At 61.0% G+C, this 24,738-nt stretch carries 20 protein-coding genes; 13 read left to right on the top strand and 7 right to left on the bottom strand.

What is annotated here, in order from left to right; all coding sequences use genetic code 11:
* Entirely contained in the window at positions 1-1,008 is a 1,008-nt protein-coding gene (gene cydB, locus MF6394_RS08005) for a cytochrome d ubiquinol oxidase subunit II (RefSeq protein WP_014720024.1), read from the top strand.
* Between the two features lie 12 nt (positions 1,009-1,020).
* Positions 1,021-1,185, top strand: a complete 165-nt coding sequence (locus tag MF6394_RS08000; RefSeq protein WP_003194328.1) for a DUF2474 domain-containing protein — start codon at positions 1,021-1,023, stop codon at positions 1,183-1,185.
* A gap of 131 nt (positions 1,186-1,316) precedes the next feature.
* Here MF6394_RS08000 and MF6394_RS07995 read toward each other — a convergent pair whose 3' ends face one another.
* On the bottom strand, positions 1,317-2,441 hold the full coding sequence (locus MF6394_RS07995) for a methyltransferase (RefSeq protein WP_078466453.1): 1,125 nt from the start codon (positions 2,439-2,441) through the stop codon (positions 1,317-1,319).
* 140 nt (positions 2,442-2,581) lie between these two features.
* Complete coding sequence (locus MF6394_RS07990) at positions 2,582-3,292, bottom strand: helix-turn-helix transcriptional regulator (protein WP_078466452.1); 711 nt, start codon at positions 3,290-3,292, stop codon at positions 2,582-2,584.
* 447 nt (positions 3,293-3,739) lie between these two features.
* Between MF6394_RS07990 and MF6394_RS07985 the strand changes: the two genes are divergently transcribed.
* Positions 3,740-4,516, top strand: a complete 777-nt coding sequence (locus tag MF6394_RS07985; protein WP_078466451.1) for a ferredoxin--NADP reductase — start codon at positions 3,740-3,742, stop codon at positions 4,514-4,516.
* Positions 4,517-4,558: 42 nt separating this feature from the next.
* Here MF6394_RS07985 and mscL read toward each other — a convergent pair whose 3' ends face one another.
* Complete coding sequence (gene mscL, locus MF6394_RS07980; protein WP_003194320.1) at positions 4,559-4,975, bottom strand: large-conductance mechanosensitive channel protein MscL; 417 nt, start codon at positions 4,973-4,975, stop codon at positions 4,559-4,561.
* Between the two features lie 287 nt (positions 4,976-5,262).
* Here mscL and katB point away from each other — a divergent pair, with 287 nt between their 5' ends.
* From katB to radA, 3 genes are read left to right on the top strand one after another with little or no spacing between them, the layout of a single operon-like run.
* Complete coding sequence (gene katB, locus MF6394_RS07975; protein WP_078466450.1) at positions 5,263-6,804, top strand: catalase KatB; 1,542 nt, start codon at positions 5,263-5,265, stop codon at positions 6,802-6,804.
* A 57-nt stretch (positions 6,805-6,861) separates the two neighbouring features.
* Complete coding sequence (locus MF6394_RS07970) at positions 6,862-7,401, top strand: ankyrin repeat domain-containing protein (protein WP_003194316.1); 540 nt, start codon at positions 6,862-6,864, stop codon at positions 7,399-7,401.
* Between the two features lie 35 nt (positions 7,402-7,436).
* Positions 7,437-8,804 carry a DNA repair protein RadA gene (radA, locus tag MF6394_RS07965; RefSeq protein WP_003194313.1) on the top strand — a complete coding sequence of 456 codons (1,368 nt, stop codon included), beginning with the start codon at positions 7,437-7,439 and terminating at the stop codon, positions 8,802-8,804.
* A 128-nt stretch (positions 8,805-8,932) separates the two neighbouring features.
* Here the strand turns inward: radA and MF6394_RS07960 are convergent, their stop codons facing one another.
* Positions 8,933-9,301 (bottom strand): PilZ domain-containing protein, encoded by a 369-nt coding sequence (locus MF6394_RS07960; protein WP_078466449.1) that lies wholly within the window; start codon positions 9,299-9,301, stop codon positions 8,933-8,935.
* Between the two features lie 174 nt (positions 9,302-9,475).
* On the opposite strand from MF6394_RS07960, the gene MF6394_RS07955 reads away from it, so the two are divergent.
* The 3 genes from MF6394_RS07955 (at position 9,476) to yjiA (ending at position 12,868) form a co-directional block, all read left to right on the top strand.
* Positions 9,476-11,542 (top strand): carbon starvation CstA family protein, encoded by a 2,067-nt coding sequence (locus tag MF6394_RS07955; RefSeq protein ID WP_003194310.1) that lies wholly within the window; start codon positions 9,476-9,478, stop codon positions 11,540-11,542.
* A 15-nt stretch (positions 11,543-11,557) separates the two neighbouring features.
* Positions 11,558-11,755, top strand: a complete 198-nt coding sequence (locus tag MF6394_RS07950; RefSeq protein ID WP_003194308.1) for a YbdD/YjiX family protein — start codon at positions 11,558-11,560, stop codon at positions 11,753-11,755.
* Positions 11,756-11,911: 156 nt separating this feature from the next.
* Positions 11,912-12,868: a GTPase gene (yjiA, locus tag MF6394_RS07945; RefSeq protein ID WP_078466448.1), complete on the top strand. Its 957-nt coding sequence runs from the start codon at positions 11,912-11,914 to the stop codon at positions 12,866-12,868.
* 189 nt (positions 12,869-13,057) lie between these two features.
* Here the strand turns inward: yjiA and glyA are convergent, their stop codons facing one another.
* Both glyA and MF6394_RS07935 read right to left on the bottom strand, forming a co-directional pair.
* Positions 13,058-14,311 (bottom strand): serine hydroxymethyltransferase, encoded by a 1,254-nt coding sequence (gene glyA, locus MF6394_RS07940; RefSeq protein ID WP_003194304.1) that lies wholly within the window; start codon positions 14,309-14,311, stop codon positions 13,058-13,060.
* A gap of 231 nt (positions 14,312-14,542) precedes the next feature.
* Entirely contained in the window at positions 14,543-18,394 is a 3,852-nt protein-coding gene (locus MF6394_RS07935) for a sensor domain-containing protein (RefSeq protein WP_044268778.1), read from the bottom strand.
* A gap of 285 nt (positions 18,395-18,679) precedes the next feature.
* On the opposite strand from MF6394_RS07935, the gene ettA reads away from it, so the two are divergent.
* A complete protein-coding gene (ettA, locus tag MF6394_RS07930) occupies positions 18,680-20,344 on the top strand; it encodes an energy-dependent translational throttle protein EttA (protein ID WP_014720011.1) in 1,665 nt (554 codons plus the stop codon).
* 66 nt (positions 20,345-20,410) lie between these two features.
* On the opposite strand, the gene MF6394_RS07925 is transcribed toward ettA, so the two are convergent.
* Positions 20,411-21,340, bottom strand: coding sequence for a LysR family transcriptional regulator (locus tag MF6394_RS07925; protein ID WP_034133738.1), 930 nt, complete (start codon positions 21,338-21,340; stop codon positions 20,411-20,413).
* A 95-nt stretch (positions 21,341-21,435) separates the two neighbouring features.
* On the opposite strand from MF6394_RS07925, the gene MF6394_RS07920 reads away from it, so the two are divergent.
* From MF6394_RS07920 to MF6394_RS07910, 3 genes are read left to right on the top strand one after another with little or no spacing between them, the layout of a single operon-like run.
* Complete coding sequence (locus MF6394_RS07920; protein WP_078466447.1) at positions 21,436-22,629, top strand: MFS transporter; 1,194 nt, start codon at positions 21,436-21,438, stop codon at positions 22,627-22,629.
* 34 nt (positions 22,630-22,663) lie between these two features.
* On the top strand, positions 22,664-23,488 hold the full coding sequence (locus MF6394_RS07915; protein WP_078466446.1) for a hypothetical protein: 825 nt from the start codon (positions 22,664-22,666) through the stop codon (positions 23,486-23,488).
* A 32-nt stretch (positions 23,489-23,520) separates the two neighbouring features.
* Positions 23,521-24,738 carry an MFS transporter gene (locus tag MF6394_RS07910; protein ID WP_078466445.1) on the top strand — a complete coding sequence of 406 codons (1,218 nt, stop codon included), beginning with the start codon at positions 23,521-23,523 and terminating at the stop codon, positions 24,736-24,738.

The raw sequence follows: 24,738 nt of genomic DNA, 5'->3' as shown, positions 1-24,738 counted from the left end.
ATGGGTATTGATCTTCCGCTGATCTGGGCCGTGATCATCATCTTCGGCATCATGATGTACGTGGTCATGGACGGCTTCGACCTGGGGATCGGCATTCTTTTCCCGTTTATCCCGGGCAAAGTCGACCGTGACGTGATGATGAACACCGTGGCGCCCGTATGGGACGGCAACGAAACCTGGCTGGTACTTGGCGGCGCGGCGTTATTCGGCGCGTTCCCGCTGGCCTATTCGGTGGTGTTGTCGGCGCTGTACCTGCCGCTGATCCTGATGCTGATCGGGCTGATCTTCCGCGGCGTGGCCTTTGAGTTCCGCTTCAAGGCCAAGGACCACAAGCGTCACCTGTGGGATAAGGCGTTTATTGGCGGCTCGCTGGCGGCGACCTTCTTCCAGGGCGTGGCGCTGGGTGCCTTTATCGACGGCATCCCCGTGGTGGACCGCCAGTTCGCCGGCGGCTCACTGGACTGGCTCACGCCGTTCACGATGTTCTGCGGTGTGGCGCTGATCGTGGCGTATGCCTTGCTCGGCTGCACCTGGCTGATCATGAAGACCGAAGGCAAGTTGCAGGAGCAGATGCACAACCTGGCGCGGCCTTTGGCCTTTGTGGTGTTGGCGGTGATTGGTATCGTCAGCATCTGGACGCCGCTGACCCACCCGGAAATCGCTTCGCGCTGGTTTACCCTGCCGAATCTGTTCTGGTTCCTGCCGGTGCCGATCCTGGTGCTGGTCACCATGTACGGTTTGATCCGCGCCGTGGCACGTAACGCGCACTACACGCCGTTCCTGTTGACGCTGGTGCTGATTTTCCTCGGCTACAGCGGCCTGGGGATCAGCCTGTGGCCGAACATCATCCCGCCGTCCGTGTCGATCTGGGATGCCGCCGCGCCGCCGCAAAGCCAGGGCTTCATGCTGGTGGGCACGCTGTTCATCATCCCGTTCATCCTGGGCTACACCTTCTGGAGCTACTACGTGTTCCGCGGCAAGGTCACCCACGAAGACGGCTATCACTAGGAGGGTTGAAACATGTCCAAACCTTCGTTGCACGAGATTGAACAGGCCGAGAAGCAGCCGTTGTGGCGGCGTCTGGGGTGGCTGGCGATGATCTGGACCGGTAGCGTGCTGGCCCTGTTCGTGGTGGCCAGCCTGATGCGCATGTTCATGAATGCGGCAGGCCTGAGCACCCACTGACACCCATACCAATAATGTAGGAGCGAGCTTGCTCGCGAAAAACGTCAACGATAACGCGGGGTGCCTGGCGCCCCGCGGTATTCTCAGGTTTTTCGCGAGCAAGCTCGCTCCTACAAGTAAGCAGGGGTTTTTTATTTTCGCGCTTTGAGGATGACGAACTTGGGCGTGGCGGCTACTTGCTCGACGCCACGGAACAGCCGCGCCAGCTTGCTGTGGTAGCCCAGGTGACGATTGCCGACGATGTACAAGGCGCCACCGACCACCAGCGCTTCGCGTGCCTGCTGGAACATGCGCCAGGCGAGGAAGTCACCGACCACTTGTTGTTGGTGGAACGGTGGGTTGCACAGCACCACGTCCAGCGACTGCGGCTCCTGGCCGGCCAGGCCGTCGCCGGCATGCACGGTGACGTCCCGTTCACCCAAGGCGGCTTGCCAGTTTTCGGCGGCCGATTGCACCGCCATGTACGACTCATCCACCAAGGTGTAATGCGCGTCGGGGTTGTGCAGGGCGCTGGCAATTGCCAGTACGCCGTTGCCGCAGCCCAGGTCCGCCACGCGGGCGCTGCCCAGGTTTTTTGGCAGGTGCGGCAGGAAGGCGCGGGTGCCGATGTCCAGGCCTTCGCGGCAAAACACGTTGGCGTGGTTACGCAACTCGATGACCGGAGCATCCAGGGTATAGCGGGTCGGGTAGGGCGAGACCGCAGCAGGACGGGCCTCGACGCTGGCGATCAACAGCCGCGCCTTTTTGACCGCCAATGAGGCGTGCATGGGGCCGATGTAACGCTCCAGCAACTCGCCTGCGGCCCTGGGCAAATGCTTGACCATCGCACCTGCGATCACCTCGGCGCCGGGCGCCAGTTGCCCTTGCAGGCGGATCAGTTGTTCTTCCAGCAACGCCAGGGTTTTCGGCACGCGGATCAATACGCGATCGAATGGCCCGGTCGCAAGCTGGCTGGCCGGTATGAAGGGCACGGCATCAAAGGGTTTGCCGTTGCGCATCAGGTTTTTTTCCAGGCCTTGAGCGGCGAGGAACGAGTCACCGCTGGAGGTCACCTGCACCTGGCCTTGAAGGCTGGCCGCCAGGGCGCCGAAGCTGTCATTGAGGACCAGCACGCGGGTGGCGGCAGTGGGCTGTTGCGCGGCGAGGTGGCTGAGCAGGTATTCGTCGGCGGCATCGAAGGCTTGCAGCGGATCATTGTGTTGCTCTGGCTGACGAATCAGGTCGAGCTGGGCGAAAGGGCTGTCAAGCAGGGGCATGGTGGGGCAAGGCTCTGGGTAATCGACGGACCGTCTGAGTGAACGGCGGGGCAACCATGGGAAGCGCACCCTCAACACTCAGAATTGGCCGTAAATGTTACGTTTTTTTCAACGCGATGACATGCGGTGTTTTGCGTAGGTTAAAACAGCCCGGCTTTAGCGGCACGCAGCACCGCCTGGATCTTGTTATGCACGCCCAGCTTCTTGAAGGTACTGCTGATATGAAAGCCCACGGTGCGTTCGGACAGGCAAAGAATCGCGGCAATCTCGGAGGCCGTCTTGCCCATCGCAGACCACTTGAGGATTTCCGTTTCCCGGGCGGTCAATTTGCTGGGCGCTTTGATCTCGGGCGCGTCGGCGTACTTCTGCGCGACGACCGCATGCATCGCGTGGCAAAGCCACAACACCTGGCCGGCTTTTTCGTAAAGCTCTTCAGGGCTGACCTCGCCCTTGCTGCGAACCAGGGTCAGCATGCTGAACACACCTTGGAAATCATGCACGGCTTGGGTCCAGCCTAAATGCACCCCGCATGACTGGGCCAACTCCCACAACTGGGGGGTGTTGGCAAAGGTTTTTTGCTCCCAGAGAATGGGCAGTACCGAATTTTTGCAGTGGGTTACAACGGGGTCTACATCGAAGTAGTGTGCTTGTTTATAAATGTGGCTCCATTCGTTTGGATAGTTATTGAATAGAATGGGTTTTGTTTGAGTGTCTTGTGACTGGGAGCTCATCGTAAAAGAGCAATATTCGAAACCCAGCTCATAGGTGTGGTTAATCACCATCTCAAACACACTGGTGATTTCACTCTCGCCTTCCAGCTTGGGCAGCCGGGTGTTATGCCAATTGACCATCGGTGACTCTCCATAGGTTTCTGTGTGACTTGGGTACGTCCTGATCTCCCAATGCAACTCGAAAACAAGTGTAGGGGAAGTCCTACAACTGAGTCTGAAAAATATTTTACTTACAGGGTTTGTTTCGCTCGCCGGCTTTGTACAAGACTTTGGGCTTTGTATAAGAGCGCTTGGCAGCGGCTTTTTTTTCAATATTTTTAATGTCTTAAAAACAGTATCAAAATGATGTCGTTGTAAGTGCCGTTTCATCTAGTGAGGTGTTCGGGGGGCATTAATAGCCAAATAATTAGTTCCAGTGAGGCGCTCATGGTTTAGCCCCTGGCTGGCTCAAAAAACGTGCGCGCCAGCTGCGCGAGCCTTCAGCGATTGCAAAGCCAGTACCAATCATCGGTGTTTGCGCGGTCTGTTTTGAGGGACACTAACGGCCTGTGCAAAACGGAGCCCCCCATGACGGCCAGTGCTGAGAAATTTACCCGCCAGACCCTGCTCGATGTGCAATCGCTGACCCCCAGCCTGTTCACCTTGCGCACCACCCGCGATGCCGGTTTTCGTTTTACCGCCGGCCAGTTTGTGCGCCTGGGCGTTACCAAGGCGGATGGCAGTACCGTCTGGCGTGCCTATTCCATCGTGTCTTCGCCGTTTGACGAGCATCTGGATTTCTTTTCCATCGTGGTCCCCGGCGGTGAGTTCACCAGTGAACTGAGCCGCCTGAAGGTGGGCGATACCTTGCTGGTAGAGCGCCAGGCCACCGGGTTTCTGACCCTCAGCCGCTTTGTCGACGGGCGTGACCTGTGGTTGCTGGGAACCGGTACGGGCGTCGCGCCGTTCCTGTCGATCCTGCAGGACTTCGAAGCCTGGGAAAAATTCGAGCGCATCATCCTGGTGTACAGCGCCCGGGAAGCCAAGGAACTGGCCTACCAGTCGCTGATCAACACACTGGGTGAGCGTGAGTACCTGGCCGATTACGCCCACAAGCTCACCTACATTCCCATCGTCACCCGCGAGCTGCATCCGGGCGCGTTGAACGGGCGTATTACGGCCCTGATCGAAAATGGCGAATTGGAGCGGGCCGCCGGCGTGGAGCTGACGGCGCAGGATTCGCGCGTACTGATTTGCGGCAACCCGCAGATGGTCGATGACACGCGCCAGTTGCTCAAGCAGCGGGACATGCAACTGAGCCTGAGCCGACGGCCTGGCCAGGTGGCGGTAGAAAACTACTGGTAGAAAAAAGGCGCCTTACGAGGGCGCCTTTTTTGCATCCGCAGGTTAAAGCGGCTTGTTGTTCTGCGCCTTGAGCAGATCGCGGATCTCGCCCAGCAGCACTTCTTCCTTGCTCGGCGTCGGCGGCAGGCTTGGGGCCACGGCCTCTTCGCGCTTCAGACGGTTGATCGCCTTCACGCCCATGAAGATTGCAAACGCGACGATCACAAAGTCGATGATGCTCTGGATGAACTTACCGTACGCCAGCACAACCGCGGGTACATCACCCTGTGCTGCCTTGAGCGTGATGGCCAGATCGGCAAAGTCCACACCACCGATCAGCAGGCCGATGGGAGGCATTATCACGTCGCCTACAAATGAGGAAACAATCTTGCCGAAGGCAGCACCGATGATGATACCGACGGCCATGTCGACCACATTACCTTTGACCGCGAAGGCCTTGAACTCACTGATCACGCCCATAGGTTATTCCTTGTTACAGTTGAGGAGGGTGGAGGTCAGTGTAATTCAGTCGAACAGCGCTTGCTCGACACAACTGTTAACACTGTCGGTTTTTATCGACACATTAAATCGCAAATAGTTTGCAAAGTGCCATCAATCGCGCGCGAATTACCGGCTATTTCAGCGAGTTACCAGATTTTTTTCTTAATCGGGCCTGTGGTGTTTTTCTATTTATCTTCTGACTCGCAGGTCACTAGCCTCTGGCAAGCACAACTGAATGTGCATTAAAAAAACCAGAGGAAACCTCGATGAACACTCCAATCAGCCGCAGGCCCGTGTCGGCGCGCCACACGCTGGCCCTGGTGACCGCCAGCCTGCTTTCCCTCTCTGTGCAAGCCGCCAACCTGACCCGCGATAACGGGGCCAACGTCGGTGATAACCAGAACTCCCAGACCGCCGGCGCCAACGGCCCGGTGCTGCTGCAGGACGTGCAACTGATCCAGAAGCTGCAGCGCTTCGACCGCGAACGCATCCCGGAGCGCGTGGTTCACGCACGCGGCACGGGCGCCCATGGCACCTTCACCGTGACCGACAACCTCAGCGACCTGACCAAGGCCAAGGTATTCGCCGCCGGTGAAACCACGCCGGTGTTCGTGCGCTTCTCGGCTGTGGTGCATGGCAACCACTCCCCGGAAACCCTGCGCGACCCACGAGGCTTCGCCACCAAGTTCTATACCGCCGAAGGTAACTGGGACCTGGTCGGTAATAACTTCCCCACTTTCTTTATTCGCGATGCCATCAAGTTCCCGGACATGGTCCATGCCTTTAAACCGGACCCGCGCACTAACCTGGACGATGACTCGCGGCGTTTCGACTTCTTCTCCCATGTTCCAGAGTCCACTCGTACACTGACCGAGTTGTACTCGGACTCCGGCACCCCAGCCAGTTACCGCGAAATGGACGGCAATGGCGTACATGCCTACAAGTTGATTAACACTAAAGGTGGAGTGCACTACGTCAAGTTCCATTGGAAGAGCCTGCAGGGCATCAAGAATCTTGATCCCAAGCAAGTTACCGAAGTGCAGGGGCGTGACTACAGCCATATGACCAATGATCTGGTCACGCACATCAACAAAGGCGACTTCCCCAAGTGGGACTTGTATGTGCAGGTGCTCAAGCCTGAAGACCTGGCCAAGTTTGATTTCGACCCACTGGATGCCACCAAGATCTGGCCGAATGTGCCCGAGCGCAAAGTCGGGCAAATGGTGCTGAACCGCAACCCGGCCAATGTGTTCCAGGAAACCGAGCAAGTGGCGATGGCCCCGGCCAACCTGGTACCGGGTATCGAGCCGTCGGAAGACCGCTTGCTGCAAGGCCGGGTGTTCTCCTACGCCGATACGCAGATGTACCGCCTGGGCGCGAACGCCCTGCAACTGCCGATCAACGCTCCACGGGTCACCGTCAACAACGGCAACCAGGACGGCGCGATGAACTTCGGCAAGACCACCACCGGCGTGAACTACCAGCCAAGCCGGCTGTTGCCACGCGAAGAGCCGCAAACCGCGCGCTACAGCCAGTCGCCGCTGTCGGGCAGCACCCAGCAGGCGAAGATCCAGCGCGAGCAGAACTTCAAACAGGCCGGTGACCTGTACCGTTCCTACACCAAGAAAGAGCGCGAGGACTTGATCAACAACTTCGGCGGCTCATTGGCCACCACCGATGACGAGAGCAAGCACATCATCCTGTCGTTCCTCTACAAGGCGGATCCGGAATACGGCACCGGCGTGGCCAAGGTCGCCAAGGGCGATCTGGCTCGCGTGAAAGCGCTGGCGGAAAAACTGACTGACTGATTCGTTGGTTGCGGTCGGCGCCTTCACGGGCGTCGACCTTTGGCAGGAGAACACCCTATGCGCATCTCTATCGGTTTACTGATGGCCATGCTGGCCTTCGCTGCCCATGCCGAGTCCCCCGACCCGGTGGCGCTCAAGGCGCAGTTGCAGGACTACTATTTCGACGCCGCCCGTCGTGGCGACCTCGACATGCTCAACACCTTCATTGAGTCCGGCTACGGTCTCAATACCCAGGACGACAAGGGCTACACCGCGTTGATCCTGGCTGCCTATCACGGCCAGGGCCCGTATGTGGAGCGTCTGCTCGATGCCGGCGCCGACGCCTGTGTGCAGGATCAACGCGGCAACACAGCGTTGATGGGCGCCATCTTCAAAGGCGAGCTGAAAATCGCCCAGCGCCTGTTGGCCACCGACTGTAACCCTGACCAACGCAACGGCGCAGGGCAGACCGCCGCCATGTACGCCGGGCTGTTCAAGCGCGTCGAGTTGCTGGGGGCGCTGCAAGCCAAAGGCGCCGACCTGAACGCCGAAGACCCCGTCGGTAACAGCGCTTCACGTTTGGCTAATGGCGAAATCCGGACCCCAGCGTCGCGCTGAGCTATCATCGCGTTTTTTCGGTTGGAGGTTCTCATATGGCAAAGGCCAAGCGCATGTACGGCTGCACGGAGTGCGGCGCGACCTTTCCCAAATGGGCGGGCCAGTGCTCCGAATGCGGCGCGTGGAACACCCTGACTGAAACCATGATCGAGAGCGGCGGTGCCGCAGCCCCCACCGGCCGTGCCGGTTGGACCGGGCAACAGGCGCAGATCAAGACCCTGGCCGAAGTCAGCGTCGAAGAGATCCCGCGTTTTTCCACTGCCTCCGGCGAGCTGGACCGGGTACTGGGCGGCGGCCTGGTGGACGGCTCGGTGGTGCTGATCGGCGGTGACCCAGGCATCGGCAAGTCCACGATCCTGCTGCAAACCCTGTGCAGCATCGCCAGCCGCATGCCAGCGCTGTATGTCACCGGCGAAGAGTCCCAGCAGCAAGTGGCCATGCGCGCCCGGCGCCTGGGCTTGCCTCAGGATCAGTTGCGGGTGATGACCGAAACCTGCATCGAAAGCATCATCGCCACGGCGCGCATCGAAAAGCCCAAAGTCATGGTTATCGACTCGATCCAGACGATTTTCACCGAACAACTGCAATCGGCACCTGGCGGCGTGTCCCAGGTGCGCGAAAGCGCGGCGCTGCTGGTGCGTTACGCCAAGCAGAGCGGCACGGCGATCTTCCTGGTCGGCCACGTCACCAAGGAAGGCGCACTGGCCGGGCCACGGGTGTTGGAACACATGGTCGACACCGTGTTGTATTTCGAAGGGGAGTCCGACGGTCGCCTGCGCCTGCTACGGGCGGTGAAGAACCGCTTTGGCGCCGTCAACGAACTGGGTGTGTTCGCCATGACTGACCGGGGGCTGAAAGAAGTCTCGAATCCCTCAGCGATTTTTCTCACCCGCGCCCAGGAAGAAGTCCCAGGCAGTGTGGTGATGGCGACGTGGGAAGGCACCCGGCCGATGCTGGTGGAAGTCCAAGCGCTGGTGGATGACAGCCATTTGGCCAACCCACGGCGCGTCACCCTGGGCCTGGACCAGAACCGCCTGGCGATGTTGCTGGCGGTGCTGCACCGGCATGGCGGCATTCCGACTCACGATCAGGATGTGTTCCTCAACGTGGTGGGCGGGGTCAAGGTGCTGGAGACCGCGTCCGACCTGGCGTTGATGGCGGCGGTGATGTCCAGCCTGCGTAACCGGCCGTTGCCCCATGACTTGCTGGTGTTTGGCGAGGTGGGGTTGTCGGGCGAAGTGCGCCCGGTGCCGAGTGGGCAGGAGCGCTTGAAGGAAGCGGCCAAGCATGGCTTCAAACGGGCGATTGTGCCCAAGGGCAATGCGCCGAAGGAGGCGCCGCCGGGGTTGCAGATTATTGCTGTGACACGCTTAGAACAGGCGTTGGATGCGCTGTTCGAATAATCCGCAACACTGCTGAACCCCTGTGGGAGCTGGCTTGCCTGCGATAGCGGCGGGTCAGCTTACCCATCCTTGTCTGATACACCGCCATCGCAGGCAAGCCAGCTCCCACCCTTGATTCATGTTGGCAGCTAGATCTCCAGCAGGGCGCCCAGTTCGCGCTCCAGCTCTTGCTCATCACCCAGGTTCAGCTCAACGAACCTGCGCAAATGGCTGATCGAATCCAGATCAATGTGTTTGCACACAAAGCCCAATTGACCCTGATCTTCATGGGTCAGCCGCGCTTGCAGCTTTATATGCGTCTTCTGGTCCAGGCGTATGTCGATGTCAAAGGGCAGCGCTTTATTCCCCTTCCAGTCGTCAGGCCGTTCCACCAGTAAACCTTTGAGTGATAGATCCAGCAGTTTCACCGGCCATTCGCTGCCTTTTTGCCGAAGTTCGGCCGTGGCATCAAAGGCAATCCGACGAAAACGGCGACGTTCAGACGCATGCTCGGTCATGGTAAAGCCCTCTGTGAATGGGAGGAGTGTAGCCCCGGGCCATCAAGGGGTGATTATTTCGGCTTTTTTTTCCGGTTGAAGGCTCTAGACCAACGTAGGGGGCTGGTCTTTAAGGCCAGTAGCGCTAAACTCGGGCTGGCTGTCCTTTCTGTCCACCCTGGCTGGAATATAAAAATGAAAAATAATAATAGCCTGCTACGCCACTTACCCTGGCTGGTGCTGGCAATTGTAGGAGCGTGCGCCCTGGGCGTAGTGGCCTTGCGCCGCGGCGAGGCGATCAACGCCTTGTGGATTGTGGTCGCTGCAGTGGCCATCTACCTGGTTGCGTACCGTTACTACAGTCTGTTCATCGCCAACAACGTGATGCAACTCGACCCTCGGCGGGCAACCCCTGCGGTGGTCAACAACGATGGTCTGGACTATGTGCCGACCAACAAACACATTCTTTTCGGTCACCACTTTGCGGCGATTGCCGGTGCAGGCCCGTTGGTCGGCCCGGTGCTGGCGGCGCAAATGGGCTATCTGCCCGGCACCCTCTGGCTGATTGCCGGGGTGGTGCTGGCCGGTGCGGTGCAAGACTTCATGGTCCTGTTCCTGTCCACCCGTCGTAACGGCCGTTCCCTGGGGGACATGGTTCGCGAAGAGATGGGCCGCATTCCCGGGACCATCGCGCTGTTCGGCTGCTTCCTGATCATGATCATCATCCTCGCGGTGCTGGCGCTGATCGTGGTCAAGGCCCTGGCCGAGAGCCCATGGGGCATCTTCACGGTGATGGCGACCATCCCGATTGCGATGTTCATGGGCATCTACATGCGCTACATCCGCCCGGGCCGCATCGGTGAAATCTCGATCATCGGTGTGCTGTTGCTGCTGGGTTCGATCTGGCTGGGCGGGCAGATTGCCGCTGACCCGGTGTGGGCCAAGGCGTTCACCTTCACCGGCATCCAGATCACCTGGATGCTGATCGGCTACGGTTTCGTGGCCGCTGTGCTGCCGGTGTGGCTGATCCTGGCGCCCCGCGACTACCTGTCGACGTTCCTGAAAATCGGCACCATCATCGCCCTGGCGATTGGCATCCTGGTCACCATGCCTGACCTGAAAATGCCGGCACTCACCCAGTTCATCGACGGTACCGGCCCGGTGTGGAAGGGCGGCCTGTTCCCGTTCCTGTTCATCACCATTGCCTGTGGCGCGGTCTCCGGCTTCCATGCGCTGATCTCCTCGGGCACCACGCCCAAGCTGCTGGCCAGCGAAAGCCATGCCCGTTACATCGGTTACGGCGGCATGCTGATGGAGTCGTTCGTGGCCATCATGGCGATGGTTGCCGCCTCGGTGATCGAGCCTGGTGTGTACTTCGCCATGAACAGCCCGGCCGCCATTGTCGGCACCGACGTGGTTACCGTGGCGCAGACGGTCAGCAGTTGGGGCTTTGCCATTACGCCTGAGGCGCTCTCTGCCGTGGCCCACGATATCGGCGAAACCACCATCCTGGCGCGTGCCGGTGGTGCACCGACGTTGGCAGTGGGTATCGCGCAGATCCTGCACAGTGTGCTGCCGGGTGAAAACACCATGGCGTTCTGGTACCACTTCGCGATCCTGTTTGAAGCGCTGTTCATCCTCACGGCGGTCGACGCCGGTACCCGTGCCGGTCGCTTCATGCTGCAGGACCTGCTGGGTTCGTTCGTGCCGGCGCTCAAACGCACCGAGTCCTGGACCGCCAACCTGATCGCCACGGCCGGTTGCGTGGCCATGTGGGGCTACTTGCTGTATCAAGGCGTGATCGACCCACTGGGTGGCATCAACACCTTGTGGCCGCTGTTCGGTATTTCCAACCAGATGCTGGCGGGTATCGCGCTGATGCTGGCGACCGTTGTGCTGATCAAAATGAAGCGCCAGCGCTACATCTGGGTGACCATGTTGCCAGCGGTGTGGCTGTTGATCTGCACCACGACTGCGGGCTTCATCAAGCTGTTCGACGCCAACCCGGCGATCGGCTTCCTGTCGCTGGCCAAGAAATACAGCGATGCCCTGGCTAACGGCCAGATCCTGGCCCCGGCCAAGAGCATCGACCAGATGCAGCACGTGATCTGGAACGCCTACACCAACGCAACGCTGACGGCGCTGTTCCTGTTCGTGGTGTTCAGCATCCTGTTCTATGCGCTCAAGGTGGGTGTCGCCGCCTGGGGCAACAAAGAGCGTACGGATAAAGAAGCCCCGTTCCAGGCTGTACCGGACGCGTAAACGAGGATTGCAAACATGTTCAATGACATCAGTCGCCTCGGTAAATACCTCGGTCAGGCCGCGCGCCTGATGGTCGGCATGCCCGACTACGACACCTACGTCGAGCATATGCAAACCAAACACCCGGACAAGCCGGTGATGGACTACAAGGCGTTCTTCCGGGAGCGCCAGGAAGCCCGTTACGGCGGCAAGGGTGGGCCCAAGTGCTGCTAAGTTGGTAAAACGGCTGTACCTGTAGGAGCGAGCTTGCTCGCGAAAAACGCAAGGACACCACGTGCATCCAGACAGCACGCGTTATCGTTGACGTTCTTCGCGAGCAAGCTCGCTCCTACAGTTGTTTTTGCGCCCTCATATTTCAGGAGAATCTCTTTGTCCTCTCCCATCCCCGTCACCATCCTCAGCGGCTTCCTCGGCGCCGGCAAGACCACCTTGCTGCGCCACCTGCTCAAAGCCGAGCACGGCTTGAAAATCGCCGTGATCGAAAACGAATTCAGTGATGCCGGTATCGACACCCAACTGCTGGGCGACGAGCCGGTGCAAGTGATGACCCTGTCCAACGGCTGCGTGTGCTGCACCATCCACACCGACCTGACCAAAGCCCTGTACCTGCTGCTGGAACGCCTGGACAGCGGCGAGATCGCCTTCGACCGGTTGGTGATCGAATGCACCGGCCTGGCCGACCCGGCGCCGGTGGCCCAGACCTTCTTCATCGACGAAGAACTGCGCGAGCGCTATATCCTCGACGGCATCATCACCCTGGTGGATGCGGCCCACGCCGAGCATCACCTGACCCAGACCATCGCCCAGGCCCAGATCGGCTTTGCCGACCGCCTGTTGGTGAGCAAGCGCGACCTGGTGGACGATGCCGCCTTCGACGCCCTCAGCCAGCGCCTCACCCGCATCAACCGCCGTGCGCCGATTCGGGTGGTGGACCACGGCAAGATTGACCTGGCCGAATTGCTGGATGTGCGCGGTTTCAACCTCAACGCCGGCATGAGCCTGCGCCCGGTCAGTGCAGCGCCGTCGGTCGACCGTATTTCCAGCCTGGTGCTGCGCACCGACCAGCCGCTGGATATCGACCGCCTCAGCGAGTTCATGAACGAACTGCTGGAAGACCATGGCAAGCAACTGCTGCGTTACAAAGGCGTGTTGAATATTGCCGGGGAGGATCGACGCATGGTGTTCCAGGGCGTGTTGAAGCTGTATGGCTTCGACTGGGATACCGAATGGGCCGAGGGCGAGGCGCGGGAGAGTGTGATTGTGTTTATTGCCGATGAGCTGCCCGAAGACAAGATCCGCCAAGGCTTTGAGCGGGTCTACCAATAAATCCGGCTTGAAATGCACTCCAATGTGGGAGCTGGCTTGCCTGCGATAGCGGCAGGTCAATCACTGATGGGCTGACTGCAAAACCACCATCGCAGGCAAGCCAGCTCCCACACTTGACCCTGTTTCAAATTGAAATCGGCATAAAAAAGCCCGGCACAAAAGCCGGGCTTTTTATTCAAGCAACTGCAGTTACGCGCCGTATACCGGCAGCTTCTTGCAGATGGCCTTGACCTTCTCACGTACCGCGTCGATCACGGCTTCGTTGTTCAGGTCGGCCAGGATGTCGCAGATCCAGCCGGCCAGTTCCTTGCACTCGGCTTCCTTGAAGCCACGGGTGGTCACAGCCGGAGTGCCGAAGCGCAGGCCGGAGGTGACGAACGGCGAACGCGGGTCGTTTGGCACGGAGTTCTTGTTCACGGTGATGAAGGCTTTGCCCAGGGCAGCGTCAGCATCTTTACCGGAAATGTCCTGCTTGATCAGCGACAGCAGGAACAGGTGGTTTTCGGTACCGCCGGACACCACGTCAAAACCGCGCTCGATGAACACGCTGGCCATGGTCTTGGCGTTCTTGACCACTTGTTGCTGGTAGGTCTTGAACTCAGGCTGCAGTGCTTCCTTGAAGCAGATCGCCTTGGCCGCGATCACGTGCTCCAGCGGGCCGCCTTGGGCGCCCGGGAAAACGGCGGAGTTGAGCTTCTTCTCGATCTCGGCGTTGGCACGCGCCAGGATCAGGCCGCCACGTGGACCGCGCAGGGTCTTGTGGGTCGTGGTGGTGACCACGTCAGCGTAAGGCACTGGGTTGGGGTAAACGCCCGCAGCTACCAGACCGGCCACGTGGGCCATGTCGACGAACAGGTAGGCACCCACCTTGTCGGCGATTTCACGGAAGCGTGGGAAATCCAGGATCTGCGAGTAGGCAGAGAAACCGGCCACGATCATTTTTGGCTTGTGCTCGACCGCCAGACGCTCGACTTCGTCGTAGTCGATCAGGCCGTTGGCATCGATACCGTACTGAACGGCGTTGTACAGCTTGCCGGAGGACGAAACCGTGGCGCCGTGGGTCAGGTGACCGCCGTGGGCCAGGCTCATGCCCAGGATGGTGTCGCCGCCTTGCAGCAGGGCCAGGTACACGGCGCTGTTGGCTTGGGAGCCGGCGTGTGGCTGGACGTTGGCGTAATCGGCGCCGAACAGCTCTTTTGCACGGTCGATGGCCAACTGCTCAACCACGTCGACGTACTCGCAACCACCGTAGTAGCGCTTGCCTGGGTAGCCTTCGGCGTACTTGTTGGTCAGAACCGAACCTTGAGCCTCCATCACCGCAGGGCTGGTGTAGTTTTCCGAAGCGATCAGCTCAATGTGCTCTTCCTGGCGCACGGCTTCTTGCTCCATGGCGGCGAAGAGATCGGCGTCGTACTTGGCAATAGTCAAATCACGGCTGAACATGGCGGTCCTCAAGGATCGGGGGCAGAAAAGGAGGGCATTCTAACCCAATGGGTTTTAGATGGCATATGAAAGGACATCATGTCGCGGACAAGTGGGGTTCATCTGGGGATGGGCGGTGTCGGTACTGGCCCCATCGCAGGCAAGCCAGCTCCCACACTTGATCGGGTTCACACAGCCAAATGTGGGAGCTGGCTTGCCTGCGATGAGGCCCTGAGCCTCACCACAGCACTTTCAGTCAAACATGAACAGCGCATCATTACTGAACTGCACCTCAAACCGATTCGCCGGCATTGGCCGCCCGAACAGGTAACCCTGCACCTCATCACAGCCATGCTCACGCAGGAAGTCCAACTGCTCATGGGTTTCCACCCCTTCGGCAATCACCGCCAGGTTCAGGCTGTGGGCCATGGCAATGATCGCCCGGGCAATCTGCGCGTCCTGCTCACCCGAGGGCAGGCCGTCGACGAAGGTGCGGTCGATCTTCAGCACATCGATGGGGAATTGCTTGAGGTAGTTGAGCGACGAATAGCCGGTGCCAAAGTCGTCCACCGCGATGCTCAGGCCCAGGTTCTTCAGGCTGGCGAGGATCTGCAGGGCTTCGTTGACTTCGCGCATCAGGATGCTTTCGGTCAGCTCCAGCTCCAGGCACGCCGGCGGCAGGCCAGTGTCCTTGAGGATGGTGGCGATGCGCGTGCCCAACTGGCCGTCGGAGAACTGCCGTGCCGAAATGTTCACGGAAACTTTAGGCACGCGCACTTTGTTCTGGTGCCAGGCCTTGAGCTGGCGGCAGGCTTCGCTGATCACCCAGTCGCCGACATCCACCACCAGCCCGAGTTCTTCCAATACCGGGATGAAATCCCCAGGCGGCACCAGCCCGCGACGCGGGTGGCGCCAGCGCAGCAGGGCTTCGGCGCCGGTCAGGCGTTTGCCGTCGCCGCTGAATTGCGGCTGGTAATAGAGCACGAATTCGTTCTGGTCCAAGGCGTGGCGCAGGTCGCTTTCCAGCTCCAGGCGCTCCAGGGCGCTGGCGTTCATGTCGGCCTGGTAGAACTGGAAGTTGTTCTTGCCGCGTTCTTTAGCGTGATACATCGCCGTGTCGGCGTTTTTCATCAGTTGGCTCAGCTCGTTGCCGTCTTGCGGGCTCAGGGCGATGCCGATACTGGCGGTCACAAAGAACTCGCGGCCTTCCAGCACAAAGGGTTTGACCAGGCTGGCGAGGATCTGCTCGGCCACATGGATCGCACGGTTCAGCGCCATTTCGCGGCTGACCCGTGGTTGCAGGAGCAAGGTGAACTCGTCGCCGCCCATGCGCGCCACTGTGTCGTCTTCGGCCACACAGCCGAGCAGGCGCGTGGCCATTTCCTTGAGCATACGGTCGCCGGCCGCATGGCCGAGGGAGTCGTTGATCGGCTTGAAGCGGTCAAGGTCGAGGAACATCAGCACCACCCACGACTTCTGCCGTTCGGCGGACTGCAGCGCGGTGTGCAGACGGTCCTGGAACAGCGTGCGGTTGGGCAAGTGGGTCAGGGCGTCGTAGTAGGCCAGGCGGTGGATGCGCTGCTCACTGGCCTTGCGCTCGCTGATATCGCTGAAGAAACACACGTAGCTGGCCAGGTCGCCTTCGTCGTCGAACACCGCGGTAATGCCGACCCAGGCCGGGTAATGCTCGCCATTGAGACGCTTGAGCCACACCTCGCCTTCCCAGGTGCTGTGCTGGTGCAATTGTTTGAGCACATAACGCAGGTGGGCTTCCTGCTGCTCATCGACGGTGAGCATATTGGGCAACTGGTCGAGCACATCGCTCACCGCATAGCCGCTGACCCGGCTGAACGCCTCGTTGGCCTGCACGATGTAACCGGCCGGGTCGGTGATCAGGATCGCCGAGGTGGAATGTTCGAATACCGTGGCCGCCATGCGCAGGTCTTTTTCGGCGCGGCGTTGCTGGCTGATATCACGGCCCACGCCGAGGATGCCTTCAAACGCGCCATGTTCATCCCACACCAGCACCAGGCGCAGCTCTATCGGCACCTTGCGCCCGTCGGCGCGCAGGCAGTCGAACAGAAACAGTTGGGTCTGCACTTCATCGCGCAAGGTGTTCAAGGCGTCGGGGTTGCCGAGGGCGCGGCTGACCTGCTCCATCAGGCTGTAAATGCCGGTCAACTGCTGCGGGTTGGCAACGATTGACTGCCAGCCGTTCTTGAACACCCAGTCCACGTCATAGCCCAGCACGGTGTTGACCGAGGGGCTGATGTAGTTGAGCGCCAGTTGGCTGTCGGTGGAGCAGATCACGTCGCTGATGCTTTCGGCCAGCATCCGGTAGCGCTGTTCACTGTCGCGCAGCGATTCACTGGCCTCGATCTGGTCGGTGATGTCCTTGGCCACGCCGATGATCCGAGTGACCACCGTAGACGTATCCCGGGCCAGGGCCTGCTCGCGGATGTCGAAGCGGCGCCACTGGTTATTGCGGTGGCGAAAGCGCAGTTGGCAGTGCAGTTGGGTGGTGTAAGCGGCTTGGCGTTGCTGCTGACGCAAGTCGTGGTAATGCTCGGCGTCTTCGGGGTGCAGCAGGATTTCCCAGAAGTACTCGCCCATTTGCTGCAGTTCGGCCTTGTTGTAGCCCAAGGTGTGGCCCAGATGATGGTTGCTGAAAATCATGCGCTGGCTGATCACATCCTGCACATACAGGTGATCGGGCACCGTGCGCACCACATCCGACCAGAAGCTTTCACGCTCCACCAGCGACAGTTCGATCAGCTTGCGGCTGGTGATGTCGCTGATGCTGAGGATCACCGCCTTGACGTCATCTTGCTGCTCCGGCAAACGCATCACCAGCCACAGGTACTGTTCGTTGCCGGCCACGTCGTTGAGCTGGATTTCCAGCTCCAGCTGTTTTTGCCGGGTCAGTACGGCTTCCAGCACCTGATAGCCGATGGACGTAGCATTGCTCGGGCAATCATCGATCAGGCGCTCCCAGGCTTGCTCGCAGGACGCGACGTTCAGCAGGCGCACGGCCATCTGGTTGACCTCGGTGACGCGCAACTCCTTGAGCAGTTGCTTGCGCTGCGTGGGGTTGGCCTGCAACCAAGCGTGCAACTGCTCGCGGCTTTGCACCTGGGTTTTGTCGCAAAACGCCTTGAGCCCCGACAGGTCCAGCACGCACAAGGCCACGCCGGTGCCTTCGAAGATGTCCTGATAGCGCCGCCGGCCTTCATTCACCTGGCGTTGGCGGCGGCGCATGTTGAGCAGCACGATCACCGGGATCAGCGAAAACGCCAGGCCAAGCAGGCACTTGCCGATAAAGGCCGGCAGCAGCTGTTCCAGCACCGCACCGCGGTCAAACATGCCGCGCAGTTGCCAATCGCTTTTGCTCAACGGCGTGACCAGCACGCTGCGGTTCAATTCTTCCGGGGTCAGGGCGCCGGACCACTGCGCCGGCATCCCGCTGTCACGGCTGACCACACGATGGTTCAGGCTGTTCTCGATCGCCCACATCGGGCGCTGGCCCTGAACATCCTGGCGCGTGAGGTTAGCCAGATAATTGGGCGCCAGGCGCAAGGCCCAGTACACCTTGGAGCCACCGCTGGGTTGGTGCAGCAACAGATAGATGACCGTGCCGTCATTGTCGTTGCTCAGGTAGTAGGACTGGGCGTGACTGCGCTTGACCAGGTCTTCGAGCAGGGCACTGTCTCGGCTACCTTGGGCAGTGTCGCTGATCAGGGCGCCGCTGGGGGCGAGCAGGGCGAAGCTGCGCAAATCCGGCAGGGAGCGCTGCAGAGAGCGCATCAAGGCCTGTTGCTGTTCGGCGGTGCGCGGTGGTTCAAGGATGGGCAGCAGGTTCAGGGCGATCTGCGCGCTCAGGGCCATGTTCTGGCTGATCTGCTCAGCCAGGTCGGCGCTGTAGTCGATGGTGTATTGCTGTTGGTTTTTCTGGTTTTGCTGCAATTGGTCAAGCAGTTGCCAGAACAACAAGGCGAGCAACAGCAGGACAAGCGTCGCCAACGCGCCTTTCAAGGTGCCGTGCAGGGGCGCTCCCGGCGCAATATGAGCGGCGCGCAAGGGCGTGGGCGGCGTGACGTTGGACAAACTGTGATCCTGCGGTTTGGCTGGACTGGCGCGCGACGTGCACTATAAGCCGGACGCCCGAAGGGCGGCTAGCATGCCTTGAGTTGTGGCAAAGTGCCAGTCCTGCCTGGCTGGACTGCCCCAGCGCATTCAGGTAGCTTTGCCGGTTACGCGGGGGCGTTCCAGCCCCAGACATTCAGGCTTTTTTTGCTCGCTGGCATTGATGATAGTCAAAGGCCAGCGCGGCGCATGGCCTGGCACGGGCTTCGTCCGCTTAATTCATCAGTCACTGACGCTAGGTTCACCATGGCTCAATACGTCTTCACCATGCATCGGCTGGGAAAAGTTGTTCCGCCGAAGCGGGAAATCCTGAAAAACATTTCGCTGTCCTTCTTCCCAGGCGCCAAGATCGGCGTGCTCGGCCTCAACGGTTCGGGTAAGTCCACCCTGCTGAAAATCATGGCGGGCGTCGACACCGAGTTCGAAGGCGAAGCCCGCCCGATGCCGGACCTGAACATCGGTTACCTGCCGCAAGAGCCGATCCTGGACCCGACCAAGACCGTGCGTGAAGTGGTCGAAGAAGCCGTCAGCGTGATCAAGGACGCCCAGGCCCGCCTCGATGAGGTGTACGCCGCCTACGCCGAACCGGATGCCGACTTCGACAAGCTGGCCGCCGAACAGGCCAAGCTCGAAGCGATCCTGCAAGCGGGCGATGGTCACAACCTGGAGCGCCAACTGGAAGTCGCCGCCGATGCGCTGCGCCTGCCAGCCTGGGACGCCAAGGTCGAGCACCTGTCCGGTGGTGAGAAGCGCCGTGTGGCCCTGTGCCGCCTGCTGCTGTCGGCCCCTGACATGCTGCTGCTCGACGAACCGACCAACCACCTGGACGCCGATTCCGTCGCCTGGCTGGAGCACTTCCTCCACGATTTCCCGGGCACTGTGGTTGCGATCACGCACGACCGTTACTTCCTGGACAACGTCGCCGGCTGGATCCTGGAGCTCGACCGCGGCGCCGGTATCCCTTACGAGGGCAACTACTCCGGTTGGCTGGAAGCCAAGTCCGACCGTCTGGCCGCCGAATCCAAGCAGCAATCGGCCCACGAAAAAGCCATGAAGGAAGAACTGGAGTGGGTGCGCAAAGGCGCCAAGGCCCGCCAGTCCAAATCCAAGGCCCGTCTGCAACGCTTTGAAGAAATGCAGTCGCAGGAATTCCAGAAGCGCAGCGAGACCAACGAGATCTACATCCCGGCCGGCCCGCGCCTGGGTGACAAGGTCATCGAGTTCAAGAACGTCACCAAAGGCTATGGCGACCGCGTGCTGATCGACAACCTGTCGTTCGCCATGCCAAAAGGCGCGATCGTCGGCGTTATCGGTGGTAACGGTGCGGGTAAATCCACCCTGTTCCGCATGCTGATGGGCAAGGAAACCCCGGACTCCGGCAGCATCGAGATCGGCGACACCGTGCAACTGGCTTGCGTGGACCAGAGCCGCGACGACTTGGACGGCAGCAAGACTGTGTTCCAGCAGATCTCCGACGGTTCCGACCAGATCCGCATCGGCAACTATGAAATCCCGTCGCGCACCTACGTTGGCCGTTTCAACTTCAAGGGCGGCGACCAGCAGAAGTTCGTCAAGGACCTGTCCGGTGGTGAGCGTGGTCGCTTGCACCTGGCCCTGACCCTGAAAGAGGGCGGCAACGTCCTGCTGCTCGACGAACCGTCCAACGACCTCGACGTTGAAACCCTGCGTTCCCTGGAAGAAGCCCTGCTGGACTTCCCGGGCGCCGCCATTGTGATCTCTCACGATCGGTGGTTCCTTGACCGCGTCGCGACCCACATCCTGGCGTACGAAGATGACTCCCAGGCGGTGTTCTTCGAAGGCAACTACACCGAGTACGAAGCCGACCGTAAGAAGCGCTTGGGTGAGGCCGCTGCCCAGCCGCACCGTGTGCGTCACAAAAAGCTGGCCTGATGTTGCAATAGCCGCAGCAGCCTGTTGAAAAAATACCCCTCACGCAGGGGTATTTTTTTGCCCGCGTTATGCCGGAAGCGTTGTGGGCGCCAGGGCCGGGCGGCTGCGCAGCAATTCTTCGACCACTCCCATAAAGGCCTCGACCAACAATGAGCGTGATGGTGAGCGCGTGAGTATCAGCAGGTGTACCCAGGCTTCGGGGTCTGCCAAGGGGCGGTAGACCACGCCTTCCCTGGCCAGGGTGCGGGTGCACTGGGGCACCAGCGAGACACCTTGGCCTGCCGCCACCAGGGCGATGATCGAGGTGATCTGGCGCCCCGCTGGGCCCGGGCGTAGCGCCAGGCCGCGGCGTTGATACAGGTGCTCGATGGAGCCGTTGAGGCCCGAACCGTAATCGCTGGGAAACAGAATCAACGGGTACTCACTGAGCTGGGCGAGGGTGACTTCGTCCTGCTCCGCCAGCGGGTTGTCGCTGCAAAGCGCCGCCACCAGCGGTTCTTGCCCCAACGACAAAGCCTCGACGCCGGTTTGCCCGGCCTCCGGCAGCAGGCGGCTCATGCCGACGTCGATGCGCCCGTCCAGCACGTGCGTGTGCAGGCTGCCGGAAGCGCTCTCCACCAGGGTCAGTTGCACATCGGGAAAACGCTGGGCGAAGGCTTGCAGGGTTTGGCTGAAGAGTTCCGACAGGGCGATCGAGCTGGCATAGCCTACGACCAATTGGCCGGTCGAGCCGGCAGCCAGCTTGGCGGCGATGTCTTGTGCAAGCCTGGCGTGCTCCAGCGCCGCGCGTGCATAGGGCAAAAAGTGCTGGCCTTGGGCGGTCAGTGTGACCGTGCGGCTGGTGCGGTCGAACAGGCGAAAGCCAAGCTCGGTTTCCAGGGCCGAGATCTGCCGCGTCAGGGGCGGCTGGGCAAGGTGCAGGCGCTGGGCCGCACGGCCGAAGTGCAGCTCTTCGGCGACCGTCAGGAAGTAACGTAACTTGCGTAGATCAAGCATTCTGTTTCCTGGGTATTGATCGGTCCGAATTCGGTATTGGTGTTCCCTGCGCTGGGTATTCTATAAACATCCTCGACTATAAGACGAGAGGTCACATGAACCCGCGCTTGCCTCATGCCCGCTTCGCCGTGTTCCTGTGTGGCTGTGCGGCGTTTCTGAATCTTTATGCGACACAGAGCATCCTGCCTGCGTTTGCCGAAAGCTTCCAGGTGAGCGCCCGGCAGGCAGGGTGGAGCATCACGGTGACCACGCTGGCGGTGGCGCTGACCGCGCCGTTTGTCGGGCGTCTGACCGGACGTTTCGAGCAACGCACCGTGATTGCCGTGGCCGCGTTGCTGCTGGCGCTGCCGACGCTGCTGACGGCCTATGTGGACAGTTTTGCCGAGCTGCTGGTGTGGCGTTTTGTCGAAGGGATGTTGATTCCCGTGGTGTTCGCCACCAGCGTGGCCTACATCGGCGATCGCTGGCGCGCGGCCAGCGTTACCGAGATCACCAGTTTGTACGTCGCGGGGACGGTGCTCGGTGGGTTTGCCGGGCGCTTTGTCTCGGGTGTCATGACCCAATATGTGGGCTGGCGCGAAGCCTTCGAACTGTTGGCGGTGATCAGCCTGCTGGTCGGCCTGCTGATTGTGTGGCTGTTGCCGGCCAATCCGGTGGCGCGGCCCGGCGTTGCGGCCGTGGGCATGCACGGGGTGCGCCGGCTCCTGCGCAAACCCTTGCTGGCGGCCTATGGCGTCGGTTTCTGCGTGCTGTTCTCCCAAGTCGCAACCTTTACCTATGCCGGGCTGTATCTCAGCCAGGCCCCGTTCAACCTGGGCGCTGCAGCCTTGGGCACTTTGTATGCGGTGTTCCTGCTGGCGCTGGTGGTCATTCCTGTTGCGGGGCGCTTGAGCAAATCGCGACCACAATCGCAGTTACTGACCGGCGCTGTGGCGCTCGGCATCTGTGGCTCGGCGCTGACATTGTTGCCGTCCCTGTGGCTGATCGTGCTGGGGCTGGCCCTGAGCTCTACCGGCGTATTCCTGGCACAGGCATCCGCCAATGCGTATATCGCCACCACGGCGGGCCCGGACAAGTCCGGCGCCGTGGGGCTGTACCTGACCGGTTATTACCTGGGCGGCAGCGCCGGCGCCGTGGCCCCGGCCATGCTCTGGAATCAATGGGGCTGGCCGGGCTGCGTGGCGTTGGTCGCAGGTTTTCAGCTGTTGTCGCTGGCGATTGCCCTGCTGGGCTGGAAACCGGTAAAGCCCCAGGCCCTGATCGCCGGACAGCGGGGCAAACCAGCCTGATTTTTCATCCAATAAAGGACTATGAGAGGTGAACATGACTAACACCGTGATCAAGCGCAGCCAGTTGTTGAAGCTCATCGAACCGGTATTGAACGACATGCCGGCCGGTGCATTGCGCCACGCGCTGTTCGAAGCCTTCTGGGCTCAGGAAGACGCGCTGGTGGATATCGAAGACGCTTTTGCGCGACTCACCTCGCGTCGGCATTCGCCGGCGGTACTGCGCAAGTTCTTCGCCAGTTGGTCCAAGACCAATAATTCGGCAGCCAGTGTGTCCGGCCTGGCCAACCGCATTACCTTGCTGGCGCGCTCCGATGAAGGCTCCGCCGCCGCCGCGCAGTTGTACCGCGCCTGCGGCAGCCTGCAACGCATCACCGATGAAGATCTGGGCGCGTTGGGCAACACCTTGCACGCAGACCTGTTCTACACCATGGCCACCGCGCTGTGCGGCGATGGCCAGTGGATCTTGAAGGACAATTGCCTGCCCTCGGCGCAGGCGTTCAAAGACTGGACCGACACCCGCCGCCTGCGTGATCGCGACCTGCTGCAGGGGTTGCTGACCACGTTGATCCACGAGGTGTACACCCACGGCGAAGTGGAATTCATCCACCCGTTGTACTCACAGTGGTTCGTGCGGGACATGGGCGTGCCGCCGGAGAAATCCCGTGCGACAGTGGCCTGGGTCACGGTGCACACCGGCGGTACCGAGAGCAACCATTTCGCCCATGCGGTGGCGGCGGTGAATGAGTTCACCACTGCCATGCAGATTGAAGTAGACCCCGCCACCGCGCGCGACATTTTTGCCCAATACCTGCAGCGTAAAGCCAGTGTGATGAGCGACTGTGCGCAGTTGCTGGGTTAACCCGGCGTATTGCCTGAGAGCCTCTGACCCAGATGAACACCCTGAAGCAGACCGCAGCGCCATCGTTGTCGCCGCCTGACCCGGTCACCGTGCGTCGCCGCGCTCTGGTGGCCGGCTGCGGCGCGCATGCCGTGCACGACGGGCTGACCGATGTGATTTATGTGCTGTTGCCGATCTGGCAAGCGCAGTTCGGCCTCAGCTACGCCCAGATCGGCCTGTTGCGCGGTGCCTACGCGGGCATGATGGCCGGTTTTCAGTTACTGGCCAGCCGCGCTGCCGCGCGCTGGGGGCGTGAACGCTTGCTGGTAGGTGGCACGGCGTTGGCAGGCCTGGCCTACCTGCTGGCCGGCCAGGCCGGTGGGCTGGGCGTGTTGCTGTTGGCGCTGCTGCTGGGCGGGCTCGGCGCGAGTACGCAGCACCCGCTGGCCTCGTCATTGATCACCGATACGCATGAGGCAGGCGGGGGCGTCAAACAAGCATTGTCGCAGTACAACTTCGGCGGCGATATCGGCAAGACCCTGATCCCGGGGTTGATCGGCCCGTTGCTGGCGGTCATCAGTTGGCGCGCCAGTGTCACCCTGCTGGGTGTCCTCGGGCTGCTGGCGGCAGGCCTGTTGTGGTGGCTGATCCCGGCACGGGCCGAGGCGTCGGCAGCACCGGTGAAAGCTACCCGTACGGGCGGCGGCGCCGGTTCTGCGAGCGGCCTGCGTGCGCTGATCGTGACCGGCACGCTGGACAGCGCCGTGCGCATGGGGTTTCTCACGTTCCTGCCGTTTTTGCTCAAGGCCAAGGGCGCCGGGCCCGCGGGCATCGGCCTGGCGCTGACGATGCTGTTCGTGGGGGGCGCCTTCGGCAAATTGTTGTGCGGTTACCTCGGTGCGCGCATCGGCATGATGAAAACAGTGTGGGCCACGGAGTTCACCACGGCCGTGCTGATCGTCATGGCGGTGTACTTGCCCTACGCCGGCTTGATGGTGATGTTGCCGCTGCTGGGGCTGGCGCTGAACGGCACGTCGTCGGTGCTGTACGGCGCAGTCCCGGACCTGGCAGGGCCGGGCAAGCGCGACCAGGCGTTCGCCGTGTTCTACACCGGCACCATCGGTGGCGGCGCCTTGGCGCCGGTGCTGTTCGGCAGCCTTGGGGATGCCACCGGTGTGCCCATGGCCGTCCTGTTGCTGGCCGCCACCCTGTTGCTGACCTTGCCGCTGTCCTGGCGGGTTCAGCAAGGGTTGGAGGCCCAAGCCCGGTAG

The sequence above is a fragment of the Pseudomonas sp. MF6394 genome, from assembly GCF_002018845.1.
In the GTDB taxonomy this organism is placed as follows: domain Bacteria; phylum Pseudomonadota; class Gammaproteobacteria; order Pseudomonadales; family Pseudomonadaceae; genus Aquipseudomonas; species Aquipseudomonas lactis.
This window is presented reverse-complemented; position numbering and strand designations above follow the sequence as displayed.